At 41.8% G+C, this 19530-nt stretch carries 15 protein-coding genes; 2 read left to right on the forward strand and 13 right to left on the reverse strand.

Annotation, left to right across the window (positions count from 1 at the left end; translation table 11 throughout):
• Nucleotides 1-50: 50 nt before the first annotated feature.
• Nucleotides 51-2828: a preprotein translocase subunit SecA gene (gene secA, locus JMX13_RS07640; protein ID WP_201611773.1), complete on the reverse strand. Its 2778-nt coding sequence runs from the start codon at nt 2826-2828 to the stop codon at nt 51-53.
• Nucleotides 2829-3226: 398 nt separating this feature from the next.
• On the opposite strand from secA, the gene mutS reads away from it, so the two are divergent.
• Nucleotides 3227-6343, forward strand: coding sequence for a DNA mismatch repair protein MutS (mutS, locus tag JMX13_RS07645; protein ID WP_201611775.1), 3117 nt, complete (start codon nt 3227-3229; stop codon nt 6341-6343).
• 100 nt (nt 6344-6443) lie between these two features.
• Nucleotides 6444-6767, forward strand: a complete 324-nt coding sequence (gene fdxA / locus JMX13_RS07650) for a ferredoxin FdxA (protein ID WP_149492489.1) — start codon at nt 6444-6446, stop codon at nt 6765-6767.
• Nucleotides 6768-6867: 100 nt separating this feature from the next.
• Here fdxA and tfpZ read toward each other — a convergent pair whose 3' ends face one another.
• The 12 genes from tfpZ to JMX13_RS07710 all read right to left on the reverse strand — a co-directional run bounded on the left by tfpZ (nt 6868) and on the right by JMX13_RS07710 (nt 19511).
• The gene (tfpZ, locus tag JMX13_RS07655) at nt 6868-7605 is read right to left on the reverse strand and encodes a TfpX/TfpZ family type IV pilin accessory protein (protein ID WP_201611777.1); all 738 of its coding nucleotides are present in this window, start codon (nt 7603-7605) and stop codon (nt 6868-6870) included.
• A gap of 54 nt (nt 7606-7659) precedes the next feature.
• Nucleotides 7660-8139 (reverse strand): pilin, encoded by a 480-nt coding sequence (locus JMX13_RS07660; RefSeq protein ID WP_201611779.1) that lies wholly within the window; start codon nt 8137-8139, stop codon nt 7660-7662.
• 217 nt (nt 8140-8356) lie between these two features.
• Nucleotides 8357-8821: a pilin gene (locus JMX13_RS07665; RefSeq protein WP_201611786.1), complete on the reverse strand. Its 465-nt coding sequence runs from the start codon at nt 8819-8821 to the stop codon at nt 8357-8359.
• A gap of 306 nt (nt 8822-9127) precedes the next feature.
• Nucleotides 9128-9556, reverse strand: coding sequence for a type IV pilin protein (locus JMX13_RS07670; RefSeq protein ID WP_201611788.1), 429 nt, complete (start codon nt 9554-9556; stop codon nt 9128-9130).
• A complete protein-coding gene (locus JMX13_RS07675; protein WP_201611790.1) occupies nt 9556-10104 on the reverse strand; it encodes a type IV pilin protein in 549 nt (182 codons plus the stop codon). The genes JMX13_RS07670 and JMX13_RS07675 overlap by 1 nt, the downstream gene beginning before the upstream one ends.
• 12 nt (nt 10105-10116) lie before the next feature.
• The gene (locus tag JMX13_RS07680) at nt 10117-13884 is read right to left on the reverse strand and encodes a pilus assembly protein PilY (RefSeq protein WP_201611792.1); all 3768 of its coding nucleotides are present in this window, start codon (nt 13882-13884) and stop codon (nt 10117-10119) included.
• 42 nt (nt 13885-13926) lie between these two features.
• On the reverse strand, nt 13927-14787 hold the full coding sequence (locus tag JMX13_RS07685) for a PilX N-terminal domain-containing pilus assembly protein (RefSeq protein WP_201611794.1): 861 nt from the start codon (nt 14785-14787) through the stop codon (nt 13927-13929).
• Nucleotides 14788-14809: 22 nt separating this feature from the next.
• The gene (locus tag JMX13_RS07690) at nt 14810-15808 is read right to left on the reverse strand and encodes a prepilin-type N-terminal cleavage/methylation domain-containing protein (RefSeq protein WP_201611804.1); all 999 of its coding nucleotides are present in this window, start codon (nt 15806-15808) and stop codon (nt 14810-14812) included.
• Nucleotides 15808-16374, reverse strand: a complete 567-nt coding sequence (gene pilV / locus JMX13_RS07695; RefSeq protein ID WP_201611814.1) for a type IV pilus modification protein PilV — start codon at nt 16372-16374, stop codon at nt 15808-15810. Before pilV ends, JMX13_RS07690 begins: the two co-directional genes overlap by 1 nt.
• Entirely contained in the window at nt 16374-16880 is a 507-nt protein-coding gene (locus JMX13_RS07700; protein WP_227686248.1) for a GspH/FimT family pseudopilin, read from the reverse strand. Before JMX13_RS07700 ends, pilV begins: the two co-directional genes overlap by 1 nt.
• A 348-nt stretch (nt 16881-17228) precedes the next feature.
• The gene (locus JMX13_RS07705) at nt 17229-18032 is read right to left on the reverse strand and encodes a ComF family protein (RefSeq protein ID WP_201611816.1); all 804 of its coding nucleotides are present in this window, start codon (nt 18030-18032) and stop codon (nt 17229-17231) included.
• A 27-nt stretch (nt 18033-18059) separates the two neighbouring features.
• On the reverse strand, nt 18060-19511 hold the full coding sequence (locus JMX13_RS07710) for a phospholipase A (protein ID WP_201611818.1): 1452 nt from the start codon (nt 19509-19511) through the stop codon (nt 18060-18062).
• Nucleotides 19512-19530: the final 19 nt, after the last annotated feature.

Here is a 19530-nt window from a genome sequence, read left to right on the forward strand (position 1 = left end):
ATTAGATAGGGACTTTTTATCATAACTTAACAATTGTTGATTATCAATACTTAGATTTTACCATGACATTGTTTGTACTTGAGTGCTGAACCACAAGGGCAAGGCGCATTACGGCTGATGTTCATACCAGCGTATGGGTCTGGGTCATTTGCATTACTGCCGCTACCTACCATAGCACCTGCTGCTGCACCGCCAACGACATTACGACTTTGGGCAGCAGCTCTTTCAACACTGCCATCCATGTTATCGATATCGCTATGCTCAAACTGCATTTGCATATGCGCGGCATTTTCACGCTGCTGAGCCTCTAACGCTTCTAGCTCTTCTTTAGTTGGGATATGGACGCGTGATAAATCTTGTACGGTCTCAGATTTAATCGCACCAAGCATCATCTGAAACAGCTCAAACGATTCACGCTTGTATTCTTGCTCAGGATTTTTTTGCGCATAACCGCGCAGATGAATACCTTTACGCAGCTGATCCATTTGCGTCAAATGTTCTTTCCAATGCTTATCTAAGCTCTGTAGCATAAAATGACGCTCAAGCTGGGCTGCATCTTTTTCACCCATTTGTTCACGGCGACTGTGATAACGCTCGATAGCCGTTTGGATGATTTTGGCACGCAAGCCTTCTTCATCTAGACGGCGATCTTCATCGAGCCAATCATTAATTGGCATTGCAATCTTAAATTCATTCTCAAGCTCATCCTCTAGACCATCGATATTCCACTGGTCATCGATAGAGCCTGGCGGAATAAACTGATTAATCATGGCGTTATAGACTTCTTGATGCATCACTTCGATGGCTTCTAACAAATCCAATTCGGCTAGCAAGTCATCACGCTGACCATAGATAACTTTACGCTGCTCATTGGCAACGTCATCATATTTCAACAGGTTTTTACGTGCATCAAAATCGCGGCTTTCGACTTTACCTTGGGCATTTTCAATCGATTTAGAAACCATCTTATGCTCAATGGCTTCATCTTCTTTTAGACCCATGGCACGCATCATATTCACAACGCGGTCACCGGCAAAGATACGCATCAAATCATCTTCAAGCGATAAGAAAAAACGCGACATTCCAGGGTCACCTTGACGACCGGCACGGCCACGTAACTGATTATCAATACGGCGCGATTCATGACGCTCAGAACCGATAATATGAAGACCGCCCGCAGCCACGACTTGATCGTGCTTAATTTGCCATTCTGCTTTTAGACGCGCCATCTCTTCCGGACTGACCGCATCAATATCTTCGATAAATGATTGCCAGTTACCGCCAAGGATAATATCGGTACCACGACCTGCCATGTTGGTAGCAATCGTGACCGCCTTTGGACTACCTGCCTGCGCGATAATTTCTGCTTCACGCTCATGTTGCTTGGCGTTTAGGACGTTATGCTTAACGCCTTCTTGGTCAAGCAGATAGGATAACTCTTCACTGGCTTCAATCGTCGCCGTACCAACCAAGACTGGCGCGCCTTTGGCTTGAATCTCTTGAATCTCGCGGATGATACCTTTATATTTTCCTAACTTGGTTAAGAAAATTTGGTCATCCATATCGATACGCGCAATCGGCTCGTGCGTTGGAATCACGATAACATCTAAGTCATAAGTTGATTTAAATTCTGCGGCTTCAGTATCAGCGGTACCTGTCATACCAGATAGTTTGTCGTACAGACGGAAGAAGTTCTGGAATGTCGTCGTTGCAAGCGTTTGGTTTTCCGCTTGAATTTCGACGTTTTCTTTGGCTTCAACGGCTTGATGTAAACCTTCTGACCAGCGGCGACCCGGCATAGTACGACCAGTATTTTCATCAACGATAACCACTTCGCCATCATCAACAATATAATGGATATTTTTCACAAAGACATGGTGAGCGCGAATCGCCGCTTGCACGTGAGCTAATAGCGGCAAACGACTTGGACTATATAAACTTTCGTTTTCGCCAAGCTCACCAACTTCAATTAAGAAGCGCTCAATTTTCTCGTAGCCTTTTTCGCTAATCTCGATTTGACGGTTTTTTTCATCAATCCAAAAATCTTCTTCTTCGTTATTCTTATTGGCTTCTTCGTCTTTTGAACGAATAAGAACCGGAATAATGGTATTAATCAGCGCGTACATACGCGATGAATCTTCGGCTTGACCCGAGATAATCAGCGGCGTACGCGCTTCATCAATTAAAATAGAGTCAATTTCATCAATGATACAGAAGTTTAGCGGACGCTGTTTTTTCTCAGCTAGGCTAAAAACCATATTATCGCGTAGATAATCAAAACCGTATTCGTTATTGGTACCGTAAGTGATATCGGCTTGATAGGCGTCAATTTTTTCTTGTGGCGGCTGCTGTGAGTAAATCACCCCAACGTTCATGCCCAAAAAGCCAAATAATGGACGGTTTAACTCAGCATCACGGGTGGCCAAATAATCATTGACCGTTACCAAATGCACGCCTTTGCCACTGATGGCATTGAGGTACATAGCCAAGGTACCCATCAAGGTTTTACCTTCACCGGTTTTCATCTCAGCAATTTTGCCTTCGTGCAAGGTGATACCACCGATCAGCTGCACATCATAGTAACGCATGCCATTGACGCGTAGCGACGCTTCGCGGCAGACGGCAAACGCTTCTGGTAATAAGGCATCTAAGCTTTCACCGTTTTGGTGTCTTTCTTTAAATTCTGCAGTTTTTTGTTGTAATTGCTCATCAGACAGGGCTTGTATCGTAGCCTCATGTGCGTTAATTTTGCTGACCACTTTGCGCATGCGCTTGAGTTCACGCTCATTTTTGGTGCCAACGACACTGCCTATAATCTTTGATAACATAATTTTTTGACCTATGGAAATATTCGATAATTAGTGCGTATGACAGCGCTTTGCTAGCTGCTTATTCATTATTTGGCTGATTACGATTTAATTTAAGGCAGTCCAATAAACGATTGCCTAATAAATTTCTAATAAAATATTGCCTAATGAAGTATTGCCCAATTAAGTGTGACGTCATTATATATGGTTATGACGGCGATGGATACAAGGGCAGTGAGTAGATATTTGCCGACGTAAAAAGATAGCTGAACGTGTTAAAATAGCGTCTATAGCCTTAATTTAATAGCTGTTTCGCGCCATCAATTAACGCGAATATATGACAGTGCTTATCTGTTAATTATTCTAATAAAAATCATTTTTTCTAAGCAATCCCCTTTAAGCATCATAAGAGACCCTGCATGACCGTTAAACCGTCCGCTCAAAATTCTTATTCAACTGAATCGTTAGTTATAGGCGATGCCGTTTATCACTTGGCAGATCATACGCCGATGATGGTGCAATATCTAACCATGAAAGCCAACTATCCACAAGCGCTACTGCTGTACCGGATGGGTGATTTTTATGAGCTATTTTTTGATGATGCCAAACGTGCCGCGCAAATATTGGATATTACGCTCACCCGCCGTGGTACCGATAAAGCCGGTAACACCATTGCGATGGCAGGTGTGCCTTTTCATGCAGCTGACAGCTATATGGCACGGCTGATTGCTGCTGGGCAGACAGTGGTCGTTTGTGAGCAAATAGACGAATCAACCACCGACGCTAGTAATACGTACAATGCTCCTATTATGGGCGATAAACAAAAAAAAGATAAAAGTAAATCGGCAGCTGGCAGCATCATGCGCCGTGAAGTGGTTAAAACCTTGACTGCAGGCACCATTACTGATGATGCGCTGATTGCGCCCAACCATACACCGACTGTGGTCGCCATTGATATCAAAATTCCTAAATCTAACAGTAAACAACCTTTGCAGGCCGCCATTAGCCAAATGGATTTAGCAGCTGGGACATTAACGACGCAAACACTCAGCGCTAACCATGATGATATTGAAGCTTTACAAACCCAAATGCTAACGGTGCTGGCACGCTTTGCCCCAAGCGAATGTATCATTAGCGAGGCGCTCAATGACAATAATGGTAGTAGCGGCGAATCGTGGCTGCTATGGCTGAGGCAAAATCTCGACTGTCCGATTATCGAAGTGGCGGCCAATGACTTCCACCGTGAGCATGCTAGCGCAACCCTTTGCCAGCAGTTTAGGGTCCAACGCATTGATGGACTTGGTATTAGCGATGCGCCACTTGCTCAGTCTAGCTGTGCGGCATTGATACATTATGCACGGCAAACCCAGCAACGTCATGTGCCACAAGTCAATCAACTTATCGTCGAGTATAGCGATGATTATTTAATCATTGATGCCAATAGTCAGCAAAACCTTGAGCTGTTTACCCCCGTTAGTAGCAATGGAACGTCACTGATATCGGTACTTAATCACTGTCAAACGCCAATGGGAAGACGCTTACTCGTGCAGCAGATGAAACGCCCGCTGCGTCAGCATGAGCGTATTAATTTGCGCTTAGATGCGATAACAAGTCTGTTGCAGACAGATAATAAATCTGGCGAAAACAAACAGCTTAAGCAAAATTTAGAAAATAGCTTATTAGTCAGCAATTTACGCGAAACGTTAAATACTATTGGTGATATCGAACGTATCAGTAGCCGTATCGGACTGATGAGCGCCAAGCCGCGTGACCTTCGTAAGCTTTCTGATGGTCTTGCTAGTAGCAACCAGCTTATTACCCTACTGACCAATGCAGGTATCAGCCATGAGCAGGCAGGACTGTTGCCCATGCTGATGCAGCAATTGCCCGACCAACTACCTGCCGTACAGTCCGTCGCTGAGCTGATTGAGAGCGCTATTATTGTCGAGCCGCCTGCTCATATTCGCGATGGTGGCATGCTTGTTAGTGGTTACGACGAAGAACTCGATCGCCTCACACATTTGCATAACAATATCCAAGTAACCTTGGATGAGATGGTAGAGCGTGCGCGTCAAGAGAGCCAATTGCCCAGTTTAAAAGTAGGCTTTAATAAAGTCAGCGGCTTTTATTTTGAACTCCCTAAAATGCAGGCGAAGAATGCACCGGCGCATTTTATCCGGCGGCAAACACTTAAAAGCAGCGAGCGTTTTATTACTGATGAGCTAAAAGAAGTCGAGACTGAATACCTAAGCGCGCAGTCATTAGCCTTAACACGTGAAAAACAGTTATATCAAGAGTTGCTAACCATCTTAGGCAGCCATTTAGCCGAACTACAACAGCTTAGCGCTGCTATAGCCCAAATAGATGTGCTCAGTAATTGGGCGCAGCTTGCAACTATTTATAACTGGCAACGTCCAGTGATGAGTAATGACTCAAAAGACAATAGTAGCTTAGAAAGCGGTAGCTTAGAAAGCGGTAGCTTAGAAAGCGGTAGCTTAGAAAGCGGTAGCTTAAAGGATAGCTTGAATAATAGCCAAGCCAGTATCGATATTCAACAAGGTCGTCATGTGGTTGTCGAAGCGGCGTTAAATCCAAATAATACTGCCACTCAAAGCAAAACAACCAAATATACTAGCCAATTCGTTGCTAATGATTGTTCATTAGGCAGTCATACAAATCCTGCACGCCTATTAATGATTACCGGCCCTAATATGGGCGGTAAGTCAACCTATATGCGACAGACTGCGCTGATTGTTCTACTTGCTCATTGCGGTAGCTTTGTGCCCGCATCAAGCGCGCATATTGGTGATATTGACCGCATCTTTACCCGTATTGGCTCATCGGATGATTTGGCGGGTGGCAAATCCACCTTTATGGTTGAGATGATTGAGACTGCTAACATTCTCAACCAAGCGACTAATAAATCACTGGTATTAATGGACGAAGTTGGACGCGGTACGGCAACTACTGATGGTCTAGCAATCGCTCATGCTTGTATTAATCGACTGGTCGAGATTGGCTGCCTGACATTATTTGCTACCCATTATTTTGAACTGACAAAATTGGCGCAAAACATTATCAATAATCACAAAAATAGTCATAGTAGTATTCGCAACGTCCATGTTGCTGCCAGCGAAGTCGATGGTCAGTTATTACTATTACACCAAATCAAAGAAGGCGCGGCAAGCTCTAGCTTTGGATTACATGTAGCAAAAATGGCTGGTATCCCAACTCAGGTATTGAATGATGCTCAGCGTTATTTGATAGACAAACTAAAAGCGGAAAACGAAAAAGTCATTGATGAAAAAAATGAATTAGCTAAGTCGTTAAACGATAAACAGCAGCAAAATCATGGTAGTAAGGTAGAAATACTAAGTATCAGTGAGAATGCTCAAGCTCCATATATAAGCAATATTACGCAACAAAATCAATTATTTAGCCTAGAATATGAGCTAATCGCGATTAACCCTGATAACCTAACGCCGAAGCAAGCGCATGATTTACTCTATCATCTTAAGGAAATCATTAGTCATTAAAGGGAATTGTCAATTAATACTAAAAGCGCTAAAATGTCCCTTATTTTCCAACTATTCTAGTTAGCCCTTCAAGCTAGACCAATAACAGGTAGACAGTACTATGACCTTTGTCGTTACAGAGAACTGCATTCTTTGCAAATACACCGACTGTGTGGAAGTCTGTCCTGTGGACTGCTTTTATGAAGGACCGAATTTCCTCGTCATCGACCCTGATGAGTGTATCGACTGCGCGTTATGCGAGCCTGAATGTCCCGCCAATGCGATCTTCTCAGAAGATGAAGTGCCAAAAGGGCAAGAGGTGTTTACCCAGCTAAATGAAGAGCTGGCACAAAAATGGCCAAACATCACTGAGATGAAAGGACAACTGCCAGAAGCTGAAAAGTGGGATGGTGTGGAAGGTAAGATTCAATATTTAGAAAAGTAACTTTATAACTCTAAAAAGTATTTAGAATAAAAAAGGCTGATGCAAATGTATCGGCCTTTTTATTTGTTAACGTAATAAGAGAATATATGCTCTTATTCTACTAAGGTCTCAAATCCACAATATTTACAACTTTATTATCATCAATTAATACGACCATATCTTGTTCATAAGCCTTTAACGGTAACCACATGATATCAGTAGAATATTTACTCGTTATCTTATCCACTGCCATTTTAGTATTGTTTTGATATAAATTATCTAAGCTGTAAGCCTTAGTAGTGATAACTGACCATTGATTATCTAGTGGCTCATATAGATTGGGTTGCATACTCGGTGCTACTCCAGTTTGTAGCTCTACAAACAATCTATTATTTTTTTGCTCATTATTCTCTGCCAATTTAACCGCGACAAATTTTGGCTGCCCCCATCCTAATATATTATAAGGCGGCATTGCTTCTTTTAAGCTAACCTTGGGTATGTTATTAGCCTGTACCACTTCAAAGCGACTGGTATCAAAAGCGATATATACGGGTCTACTAATAGCGATATTATAAATGCCGTAGCTGAATGCAGCGAGCTGTAAGACAACAATCACACTCAAATCGAACTTTAAAGATTTTTTATCTTTTTTAGCGACAATCAAAGTAAGCAAAGGACCTAAGACAGCATCGATACCTAACATCATGATAAATATATGAGTCACGCCGACTGCGGTAGCAAGTGGCGCAGGATGCCAGACCATAAATATAATATATAAGCTCACCAAAGCAATAAGAACTGAGATCCCTAAATGGTAGCCAAAGGCTTTTAGACGAAAGGTTAAGGCTGTGTCTGACATAGTTTTAGGGCTTTTTGATATATTGCTGATAACGATAACATAACAAGGATAAATTTAACTTTGACAGCTTATAGGTAGTTTGTCTACTCCTACTGACCCACTACACACCCACTGGATAAGGTTCTGATTATTATTAGTGTTTATCTCTGGCGTCAGCACTAACGTTTTACCTGCGATACTACCCGCATCAAAGGTAACGGTAATCACTCCAGTGTCAGCAGTGATAGCGATGCTATGGGTGCCGATATACTTACCGTCGATACTATTGGCTTGCTTGCCCAATACCCCTGTGGCTGATACCGCACTAGCATCAGGAAAGGCTTTATTTTCAAATACTGATGTAGCAATCTCACTACGTAAGCCATCTGTCACCACAAACCCTTCGACTACTTGCGTACGTCCAACATAGCTCATATAGTTAGGTATAGCGATAGCGGCGAGTATACCGATAATAGCGATTACAATCATTAGCTCTATTAAAGTAAAACCTGAATGAGAGCTACTGATTGTATTAGAATGGGCGATGGTGTGCATAATAAATCTCTCATGGAATAGTATATAGGACTATCTATAAATACTATATTGCACACAGCGTACCATTATATCATATGAACAAAAACGGACAAAATTAATGCACTACGTATAACAAAATCATAAACATAGGTCAAAAATTGGCATAAAAAAAAGCCTTAGCTATTGTTAAGGCCTTTTTTATGTTTTTAAACTGTAACTTAGTTATACTAAAAAAATATTACTTACAGCTTGCTGGTAGGCGGCTGGCAGCGATTGTACCAGCACATGTCCATTTGCTGATTTGACCAGTAGCAGTAGCAGTAGGTGTTAAAGTTAATGTTTTACTACTGTTAGCGCCCGAATTAAATGTAGTAGTAATTACTGTTGGGATTTTTGGGACAGGAGCAGTACCAGCAGCCGGAGCAGCATCACCACCTGAAATAGCTACACCGCCTGCAGGAAAATACTTACCTACTAGTAAATCTTCCCCTTGAATATCATCTGCTTGCGGATAACGGTTTTGATCTGCCACAAACACACCTATATCACTTTGAACACCAGAGGTGGCTTTAAAGCCTTCTGATGCTTGGGCACGCGCAGTATAGTCTTGATACGCAGGTAGAGCGATCGCAGCCAAGATACCGATAATGGCGATGACGATCATTAGTTCGATTAAGGTAAAACCTTTTTGAGCAGTGTTCATAAGAACTCCTTTTGGGGTATATAAAGATAACTGGCTGTTATTGATACTAGCGGGTTTTATCTTTAGGGATATAATATGTTTATCTTATTATAATCTTTGCATATAGCGTGCCAAAATTATATCCATTACTACCGTTCTTGTTTATTACTTGATAAATCGCACTGTTTATAAAGCAATAAGCGTTTTACTTAATCTCACACAATGCCTAATGTTACGCTTAACCTACTAAAAATTGTCAATGTACTCATTATAGGTAGTAAAGAGTAAATAATACTGACAATAATTGTCAGTATTTAGGGAGAAATCTTAATCATTCCATTCATAGCCAGTGCCACAAATACTGCCTTTACATTTAATATTCTGATAATTTAAGGTTAGCGCGCCATCGGTAGCCATTTGACTGCCCGTTTTTGGTGTAGCAGTAATCGTCCATTTCGCAACGAGTGGATCAGTGATGGTCACATCATATAGCTGAGTGCTCTGTCTTGGATATGCGATAGCGAAGTCTGTTTTGACGCCCGCACTGATAGCACTATAACTTCCCTGAGCCAGTTTACGACTTTCAATTTGCGAGGCAATATTATGCATCTCACTCATCATATCAGTGCGTTTAGACTTGATGACATAACTTTGATAGCTTGGATAAGCAATCGCAGCAAGTACACCAATGATGGCAACCACTATCATCATTTCGATTAAAGTAAAGCCTTTATCGTTGTCGCTTATACTTTGCATCACCAGTCCTCCGAATAAGTACCACAATTAGCAGAAGCCACTGTAATACTGCTATCGTTATTCTTGGTTTTACACCGTAGACCAGCACTACTGAGTAGTATTTTATCGGCTGTGCTATAGTTACTACTAGGCTCAGCGAACATACGCCATGAGCTACCTGCAGTGGAATAACCAGTACCTGCAGGAGCCAAAGTATTACCTGTACTAGCGTCTACTAAGGTAATCATATAATGGTAATTGGTGCTATCGCTACCCTTAGGGACGTAGATAGTTTTCTTATCAGTCGCATCGTATACATAACTGACATCGCCATTACTTGCGATTTTTTTGGGTGTAAAACCTTTATAAGTCAAAGCACTAGCGCGCCAACGATTGAGCTCTATATCCAGCTCCTGCATTCTTGCTTGTGCCTGTGACTCAGCATTACGTACCACAAACTGTCGATAAGACGGAATCGCAATCGCCGCTAAGATAGCCACTATGACAATGACTATCATCAGCTCTATGAGCGTAAAGCCTACTTGTTGTTTTAACGCCTTCATATTCATGCGACTATCCTATCAGTCTACTTCATACCAAGTTTTAGGCTGTAGCGTATAACGTTCATTAAATATCATATCAGGTGCTGTGCCATTACCAATGACTTTATCAAGAACCCCTAAGTTTTGCTGCAGACCCTTTTTCTTCGTACCTCCTCCTAATAAAGGAGTGTCATAAGTAAATTTATCAGCATCATTACCGAAGTCCACACGGTCGTTAGCACGTTCGGTTAATGTTCGTGTACCAATAAGCATACGCCTATTTGATAGGCTAGAGCTACGTGGTCCAAGTGTCAGCTCTTGCATGCCTTTTCCTGCCTGTACGTATCCACCCGTACCATTCTTCGAAGCATCATCAGTACAGATACCATAAGGCAAGCAATAGAGCTGTCTTTCGGAGCCGCCGGTCACTTTAGCAGAGCAAGAATCTACAGGACCATAGCTCATATCTGGATTATAAACAGTCGTATATATAAAGCTGTCAATCACTTCAGATTTACCAATGCCTTTACCATACCTTACGTTACCGTAGCCATCAAAGCGGGTCAGAGGATAGTACCAACCTTTTTTGGTTCCAGCTTTTAAGGTATTTATGACGGTAGTTTTTTGCGCTAACGTATAACCTGCAGCGGTAAGCGTGCCGATGGCAGTAGGCAATTCAGCTAGATTACTGTCTGCTAAATCATTGATTGCTTGACCTCCTGCTGTTCCTGAAGTCGTAAAGTTACTGGCATAAAAAACATTATCTAGCTTGGTAACGTCACTGTCTATAATGCCGTATAGCCGATCTGCCTTGGTATTATCCCGTATTCTTGATAAAGGCGAACTGCGATCCCCTGAGATAGCAGTAACCAATGCAAATAAGGTATTGGCAGTATCATGACGATAGAAACTGACAGTCGGGCGTTCATAAAAGCGATAGTTATACTTTTTATCACTGCCTGTATAGGCACTTTGAAGTATACGCGTGACTCTGGTGTTACTAAAAGAAGTCTCAGGTGACGGTGTGCCTGAGGCGACTGGCTTTTTAAAACCCGCATTGGTAAAGTCAGCACGGAATATCTGACCACCCAAATCTGCAAAATAGATATGATCCATAAAGCCATCATTGTCTCGGTCTAAGGTAGTCACCCCAGCGACAACGCTGTTAGTCATAGCAGCGACAGTATTGGATGCCCCTGTCGAGTTAGCATCTTTAGAAGCTGACCATATTAACGCACCTGTTTTGGCGTTTATGATATATACCGCGTTACCTTTGGTAAAAGGTAGGTTTGAGCAGTTACCTAATAGGTCAGCATTTGAAACACCAACTTGAAAAGTTTCATTCTCATAACACATATCATAACCACCACCAAACACCAATACATCGGTACCTGTATCAGTAGTACTGGTTTTTATTTTAGCTTTGGTAGGTTTTTCCCAAATTTGGCCCATACGGCTAAAGCCTGTGGTGGCTGGTGTAATCGTAAACATCATACTTGGATTATTATTGTCATTAAGGTTTAACCCATAAAACGCTTCGCCACCCATGCGTAGTCCACCATAAGCAAATACGCCTTTTCCACCTGCGGTATTGACATTTACTCTATTGTTTGGCAAATCATACCTATAATTCGCAGTGACTAACCAAGGGGCATCTATGCCAAAGTTTGGTGATCCTATCTCAGATTTTCTTGCGTCTTTGATGAGTGCATCAGAGTTATCAGCATCTCTTAGCATTTCTCTTGGGATAACAACGAATTTCTCTTTACCGCCATCTCCAGCACCTTGATTACCTGCATCTACTAAATGCAAACCACCTTCCGATGAGCCAAATAGTACATAGTCATCGCGTGCATCAGTGACTCTACCAGTAGTACCATCAAGAGTCGCAGAATAGGAAACAGCTGCTGGTGTAGAGTGAATGGTTGCTCCAAGCACCTTGATAGCTTTGGAAACATTAGCGGTGCTAAGTGTCATGTTTCTTACAGTGGTAGCTGTACTTGGAAGTACATCAAATCCTAAAAAATTTAATAACTTTCTCAAATTTGTTTCATTGTAGGTAGCAGTATCTTTAAATGTACTATTAGTCAATGCCACGCCATCTACCACCACCTTGCCTGCACTACTTACTCCAAATTTTCTTAACACAGGTTTCTTGGTTGATGAATCTATCCAATCTTCGACGTACAGTGTTCTAACTGAAGCCACACCAGTAGCAGGTGTGTTTAGTTGCGCAAAAAATCCACCACTTTCTACCTTATCATTGGCACCAGGATAGTTTTTATCTGACCACATATCTTGTGTCGCTGGATCCAAATCACCTGCGACATTTTTAAATAGCTTGGAGTTACCTTTGCCATATAACGTACCTTCATTTAAGGTATATTTTTTTAAATTACCTTCCCAAATAACCACGTTTTCAGCTACCTTCGGTTGTAACGTAGGATAATAGGCAACGGCAAGTTGACTATCAGCACGATATGGGTCATCCGGTATGATGATCGTACCTGATGGTACCGATGGGAGAGTCTGATTTAAATCAGCAACGAAGTTGACAATACTTTCGACGATATCTTCAGTAGACTGTGCTGAATAGAAGCCACCTTCACCAAAGCCACCGACTCCTGATAAAGAAGGATGAGATTTCTCCCCCCAGTTACAAGCATTTTTCGCATCAATATTTGTGATGTTTTCACAATTATAAAAATCTCGATCTGTCGTAACGCCAGTTTTTGGATTGGTGTAGGATAATTTACGAATGATTCGATTTTCTAAAGGCCTGGTTGCATCTAATGTCCTGTTGACATCAAAAACCGAACCAAAACCAACGACTGCGGTGTATATATCTTGATTAGTACCTAACGGATTAATCGTCGGATCACGTAGTGCTTTTGCAAAGGCTCCAACTTGTGGCATACCATGATTACTTTGCGTACCATTTGGTAGCGTGATAGAAGGCAAGCCAAAGTTACTCTTATCTAGAGCTTTTCTCATTAAGCTTAAAGGACTTGAAGAACCGTTAGGCTCACCATCAGTTAAGAAGTATATACCGCGACCATCACAGCTAGAGGGTGATAATAGAGGACTGATATAATTGCTGCCACTCTTAGAAGAAGATGAAGACTTGCTAAAACCACTACCAGTACCAGAAGTGTTAGTACCTAACATATAGGCACCTACTTCCGCATACGCGTTGGCAGTCGGTGTACCATTACCACCTCTAGCATCGGCTACAGCTTTTTTAATCTTCGCAATCTGGGTAGCGTCTAATAAGGCTGCAGGTACCAGAATTTTGCCACTACTACCATCAGCATCTCTAGCAGTCCCATCGGATGAAGTCCTCACCTCATTATCGCTACCACTCTGTGACGAGTACTGTCCAATACCAATAGCTACTTTTGAAGCGTCTAGTTCCGTACTGTCCATCAAAGTAAAAATAGCATCTTTTAAACGAGTAAGTCGGTCATAAACCTTGCCGCTCGATGTAGAACAGTAGTCTCTTCTATATATAGGTGTAGTATTTGAATTCTCATATCCTTTAGTATATCTCGTGCCAGAAGGAAGATCGCAAGTACTTGCACTATTTACCTGATTTAGAGTCATACTACCCGACGTATCTAACATCATCGTAATTGTGGTCTTACCACCTTCAGCGGCTTTATAAATCTCCAAATCGCCGATTTTCTTGCCTGCCACATCTGCCTGCGAGACAGGCATTGTCATCATGGATGCCACAACAACGACCAAATACTTTAATGGCAACGTAATTGTGTTAGGAGTGGTCGGTACGTTGTTAAATCGTTTCATGACATCTATCCTTATATTATTTCAGAGCAATGAGTAAACAAGTTAAGGCCCTGTAGCAAGTACACACTGAGAATTTAGTGAGCCTCTACCAAAGGGATAACACTTAGTAGAAGACGAAATGTTTTCGACATCCGCTTGCTCATATAACATTTTGCTCGGTGTGCTAGCTGCTAAAAGGCACTCATTTAATGATTTTTTACCAGACGCGACGTTGCCGATGATGCTAGTCTGTTCAAAACACTTGTCACTTCCTACTTTAGGCTCACTATAAGCTGGCAGTGAAGACGTTGCTCGAATATCGAACTGATACTTTGTACTGGTTCTATTTTCAATTTCCTTACCGATGACGACGTGTTTAAAAGGTTCTGCATTGGCACTAGGAGGCGTAAGCGCAATACTCATTTGCGTCATCACAGCTTGTCTAGCGCTCGTGAAGTCGGTCGCTTTTGTGTAATCACAGATACCGTTATTGATGCTATCTACATATCCACCAGCAGGCGCTCTAACCGTGGCACTATTGGTTAAATATCTTTGAGTGCGCGGGTTGAAGCAATAGATAAATTCATTGACTTTATTATCTTCGAATAATAAAAAATGACCAAGTGCTCCCGTTGCGCTCGTTACATCTTGATATTGTTCAGATGCTGAACTACCATTTACCATGGTTTCTAACTTTTGATTAGCACTGTCTGCTGATTGCAGTAATACTGTATTAATCTGATCGCTGGTCGCAACTTTAAGATCTGTCGTACTTTGTCTGACTGCTATAGCACCTGCCAACATAATCAGTACTAAAAACAATAAGACTACTACTAATGTCGCGCCTTGCTCGGTGCTGCGAAATGCCAAACCCATATTGATATGTTTCTGTGTCGAACTTGATAAATCACGATATCGAATCACTTTTAGTCTCCTTACCAATATGTTATTGGTTAGTACTTACATTTACGACACGAGCATTACGTAATAATGTTGTGGTCTCATAGGTACTACGAACTTTCTTTGTGCTACTAGTATCTGTTTTCAATTTATTACCTGCAGGCAACTGACCTAACAAAGCGAATTCCGACTGCTCAGCACTTCCTATAATAGGCGTGCTACCATGAACAATTAAGCCGATCTTTACAGCTGTGACCGCTGGCTGACCAGTATTTATCAACGAAAAGGCGCTGCTTGGGAGGTAAATAAGTTGTCCTGCATTAATCCCAGCTGTATACTGGGCACCTAATAACACTTTAAATTGATCGACATTGACAATAAACTCTTGCCCTGCTTGACCAAAATTTTTGGAATCAGATGAAGGTGTGAAAGTAGCTATACCACCAGTTTTGTTAACGCGCCCAGCGTCACAGGCCAATACCAAGTTTTTGATAGCCCCAGTGCTAGTAGTACCTGTTGCCTGACGTACAAAATAACGCTCAATCACAATATCATTAACAGCAACGTTTGCGGCTTCACAGTCAGTCATCGAAGCGCCTGTTATATTGATATATTGAATCGTCAGCTGATCGCTATCAGTATTAGTATTTGATATACCTGTCCACCCATTTGGACCAACAGCGCCATCTCCTGCTCGTCTTGTCAGATATCCTGTATTAGGATAAGGAGTCGGTGTATTCGGAACACCAATATTAAGACCCGTTAAGACAATACCTCCGTTGAGTGTAGTGCCATCAATTCTGGTAGTTGGATTACCAAGATTTGCTAAGCGAATACTTTTCTCCAGTTGCTGTAATCCAAACACACTAGCATCCTGTAGTTCACTACCGCTGGCCTGAATACTGCTTGTCTTCACATTGATCAGGTATACTTGAATAACGGCTGCAGACACGATTAAACCAAGTACTAGAGAAATCATGAGCTCTATTAACGTAAAGCCTGCTTGATGGTCATTCATATACGTACTTTTATAATTATATGACATCAGTAAGCCTCCATAATAAAGCACTCGGCGCCATTCTTATAACTGCCATTTGCTTTGGCACAAGCTTTAGGTTCAGTATCACTTAATTCAACTGTGGTGTCTCCCCAACTTGCTACAAAACATTGAAGTTCTTGGTTACCAGATGTACCAGGACAGCCGCCTGGTACCATACCAATATTAATATCATTAGCGCTTGCATATGATTTTAATAATAATCCGTCACGTGTCGCTAGTTGGTCGATATTGCAACTTGTTCCTGCTGTAGGTGCGGTACTCGCGCTTGTCAAACAACTGTCTTTGGTTATGCTTTTAGTATCAATACTCACAGTATCTAAAGTACCGTTTATTGCTGCCTTAAAAGCAGCAATACCGCTAGGGTTAGTACGCATAGTTTCTGCGCCGCCTCGCATAATAGCTAATGATCGAGTACGCATCAGACTTTCATCTGTTGCTTTAATCGCTGACATTTGCATGGCACTAAACCCTAACACAGCCACAGCTAACAACAGTAATGCAACCATTACTTCTATTAAACCTAAGCCTGCCTGCGTGTCTTTAATCTTCATTAGCAGCTCCCAGCATTTATAGTATTCACATTAGCAATATTGGTAAGATTTACTTGTTTACCTGTCTCACTATTAGAGCCACTATCACAGATGGTATATATTACTGTGGCATTGTTAGCTATTTTCTTATTGGGTTGAAAAATAATACTGGTTACCGAAGATGGGGTAATACTTTGAGTAACAACACTTTTATCGCTGATACTATATCTAGATATATCGTTACCGCCAGCTTGCAATCTGATTGTTTTAGGTGTGCTAGTATTCGTATATATAACAGTTACATTTTGACGACGGAGTATACTTTCTACTTTCGCTTCTTTTAATGCATTTGCTAGAGTAGCTGTTGTTGACTTGACGCGCTGATTAGCCAATTGAGTACTAATATTAGGCGCAGCAATACTAACAATAATAGCAAGCACAGCAATCGTTACCATCAGCTCGATTAGGGTAAATCCTGAGCTGCTCACTTGTAATCTTTGTGCTACTTTGTTTGCAGACGCGTTCACATCAAATTCCTATTTCTAGCTGCCACTTTCCTAATTAATACTGGGTTCAGAATAATAATTACTGTACCTAGTCCTTCTAAAACCTGTTCTTAGTCACTTACTTTTTAATTGCATTCACTAATGTATATGCAATTTTTGTTCCAATAGATACTACTGTCAGGTGGTAGGAATGCTTGTGAGGAATAATTTTTTAAATTCATAAGCTTTAAGGCATTGCTTTAGATTTTTTGCACTTATATCAAATGATATGACCTAAAATGTGTCAATAATATAACGTTAAGGCAACACATTAGCAACATAATAGTTATTATAAATTGATAGAAAGAGTTTTTCTAATAAAAACGGATTTTATGACTGACTACCATGCGCTAACGCATAAGCTGAGAGATAATACTGATGAGAGTTTTGAGAGTTAGGTATTGCTAGGCTTTTATGTTGCATAATTAGAGCACGACCTAACGCTTGTAAGCTAGCGCCTGTGGTTGCAACATCATCAAATAATATTAAGCGTTTAACCGGAGGCTTTTCGATTAAAGCAAAGGCATTTTCTAAATTACTTAAACGTTCGGCACGCGTCAGTCCTTGCTGGCTAACAGTATTATCAATACGTTCTACGCCTTGCCAAAGCGGAATGTGCCAATGCTTAGACAGTTGCGCGGCTAAAATACTGACGGGGTCAAAGCCACGCTTAATAAGCCGTTGATTGGTCGTCGGCATAGCAATAATGACGCTGTTATCGTGATGGCAGCCATGAGGACGTGGCAATTGACGTAATACATGCAGCAATAACGGCAGCTTCGTCATATCTTCGTGATGCTTAAAAGCACGGATCGCTTGCCGTATTGGATAATCGTAATAAGTCGCTGCTTGAATAGACAGACTAGTGCCCGCAGCAATATCAACTTCGAAAAGTTTGGGTAGCCACGCGATACTGTTATGACAATCGGAGCAAAGCAAGCCGCTATTAAAACGGTTATTAACTTGCTGGCGCAGTTTCGTAAAAAATGAATGATTATTTGGCGGACTTGCTGAAGGATGATTTTTAAAAAATTGTGATTGCGGCGTACTGCGATAAATACGGCATAACTGGCAGCGCATGTCTCCATACTCTGCCAGCCATAGTCCGCTTTGATAAGGCGCTAAATGGCGCATCGGACGATGCCTATTGGCGCACTTATATTAGAAACCTTTCCAATCATTAAGAATGATACCAAAACCGATAGAGGTATTTTCATGGTTATAATCAACAATAGATTCGCCATAACCCTGAAATAGCTGTATATAGCCATTAATATTTTTAGCTAATGGATACGTGTAGTCAATTTGCGCCGCACCCTTATTGGTGCTTGGATTATAACGCAAAGTGCCACTCAGACTCTGTTGCGCTGGTAGGTCATATAAGAATTTAATATCACCATAACCCATGTAGTCTTCGATATCTGGATTATCTTCACTATCAGAGCTCTCGTTATTAATACGAGCCCATAGGCGTGGTATGACAGAAAGCTTACCCCACTCAGCCCCTGCCATCAGATAAGCACGGTTCCACGAGCGCGATAAAGGATCGTCTTGTCCGTTAGAGTGGTGAATAGCACCCGCCCCTAACATGCGCAGACGACCACCAAAAGGTAAATCAGCCGCCACTGGCTGGGTCAAAAATATCTCTGGCTGATAGTCGGTCGCTCGAAATGGACGCGAGTTATCTTCGTTATAGACTTGCCAATGCGACTCTTGAGTATAACCAAACCATAAGTCCGCACTGGTATCGAACAAATCTTCCATTACTTTGGTCTTTAAAGACAACTGGAATTTTAGCTCGGTATTACGCGTATCGTTAGAGGTGCGAGGATACACTTCTTGAGACGGCGTGCTTGGACCTAAATTGGGATCAAAGGTATAAAAGAGTGGCAATACATAAGTCGGTCGGTACGGTCTAACCGTCCACGTGCCACGCTCACTATTTTTATCCAAATCATAAGCCAAGCTTAGCGGGCTAAACTTTTCGATATCGGTTTGTGTGACGCCGATGTTTTCTAATACTTCCGCTTCCCTCTGCGTCAATCCAACCGTATCCAAAGTTTCTGTATCTGTTGGCTCACTATTCGCGGTGCCGTTCATCTTTTCATTAGCATTAGTAGCGATAGTGTTATTTTCGTCTACAAGCACCACTTGCGGATTACCTGAAAAGGTACTTTGCAGGGTTTTCGCCAAATCAACCGGTTGCTTAGTGGCAGTGTAGCTCGGCGTCTGACCTTGCTCAGCCACTTTATCGAAACAGGCTAACCGCGCACCACTGGTTTGCACTTGAGTACATTCATAAAACAGTCTTGCTTGTTCGGCGACAAATTCCTTACTAATAACTTTGTCGCTTTGAGCCGCTGCATTTGTGTTGACGACGCGCTTATTCACCTTTTTTGAGGACTCATCAACTTTATATTCAAATGCGATGTCTTCTACTGGCAGTTCCTCATAAACTTCATTACCATTGGCAGCATGTCCTTGTAGCGTAAAACAAGTAAGCGCCGTACCAACGGCTATCGTTAAATAGCGCTTAGGTAGCTGAATATGGCTAGGTTTGCATACTTTAATAAGCGCTAAAGAGCGACGCTTTGAGGTAATATGAGAAAACATAAGTGTCCTTTATCTAACT

This window comes from Psychrobacter immobilis, assembly GCF_904846285.1.
In the GTDB taxonomy this organism is placed as follows: Bacteria; Pseudomonadota; Gammaproteobacteria; order Pseudomonadales; family Moraxellaceae; genus Psychrobacter; species Psychrobacter immobilis_D.

What these genes read in the sequence shown, in the direction of transcription:
- secA (WP_201611773.1), bottom strand. Translation starts at nt 2,828, where the DNA reads ATGTTATCAAAGATTATAGGCAGTGTCGTTGGCACCAAAAATGAGCGT.
- mutS (WP_201611775.1), top strand. Translation starts at nt 3,227, where the DNA reads ATGACCGTTAAACCGTCCGCTCAAAATTCTTATTCAACTGAATCGTTA.
- fdxA (WP_149492489.1), top strand. Translation starts at nt 6,444, where the DNA reads ATGACCTTTGTCGTTACAGAGAACTGCATTCTTTGCAAATACACCGAC.
- tfpZ (WP_201611777.1), bottom strand. Translation starts at nt 7,605, where the DNA reads ATGTCAGACACAGCCTTAACCTTTCGTCTAAAAGCCTTTGGCTACCAT.
- JMX13_RS07660 (WP_201611779.1), bottom strand. Translation starts at nt 8,139, where the DNA reads ATGCACACCATCGCCCATTCTAATACAATCAGTAGCTCTCATTCAGGT.
- JMX13_RS07665 (WP_201611786.1), bottom strand. Translation starts at nt 8,821, where the DNA reads ATGAACACTGCTCAAAAAGGTTTTACCTTAATCGAACTAATGATCGTC.
- JMX13_RS07670 (WP_201611788.1), bottom strand. Translation starts at nt 9,556, where the DNA reads ATGCAAAGTATAAGCGACAACGATAAAGGCTTTACTTTAATCGAAATG.
- JMX13_RS07675 (WP_201611790.1), bottom strand. Translation starts at nt 10,104, where the DNA reads ATGAATATGAAGGCGTTAAAACAACAAGTAGGCTTTACGCTCATAGAG.
- JMX13_RS07680 (WP_201611792.1), bottom strand. Translation starts at nt 13,884, where the DNA reads ATGAAACGATTTAACAACGTACCGACCACTCCTAACACAATTACGTTG.
- JMX13_RS07690 (WP_201611804.1), bottom strand. Translation starts at nt 15,808, where the DNA reads ATGTCATATAATTATAAAAGTACGTATATGAATGACCATCAAGCAGGC.
- pilV (WP_201611814.1), bottom strand. Translation starts at nt 16,374, where the DNA reads ATGAAGATTAAAGACACGCAGGCAGGCTTAGGTTTAATAGAAGTAATG.
- JMX13_RS07705 (WP_201611816.1), bottom strand. Translation starts at nt 18,032, where the DNA reads ATGCGCCATTTAGCGCCTTATCAAAGCGGACTATGGCTGGCAGAGTAT.
- JMX13_RS07710 (WP_201611818.1), bottom strand. Translation starts at nt 19,511, where the DNA reads ATGTTTTCTCATATTACCTCAAAGCGTCGCTCTTTAGCGCTTATTAAA.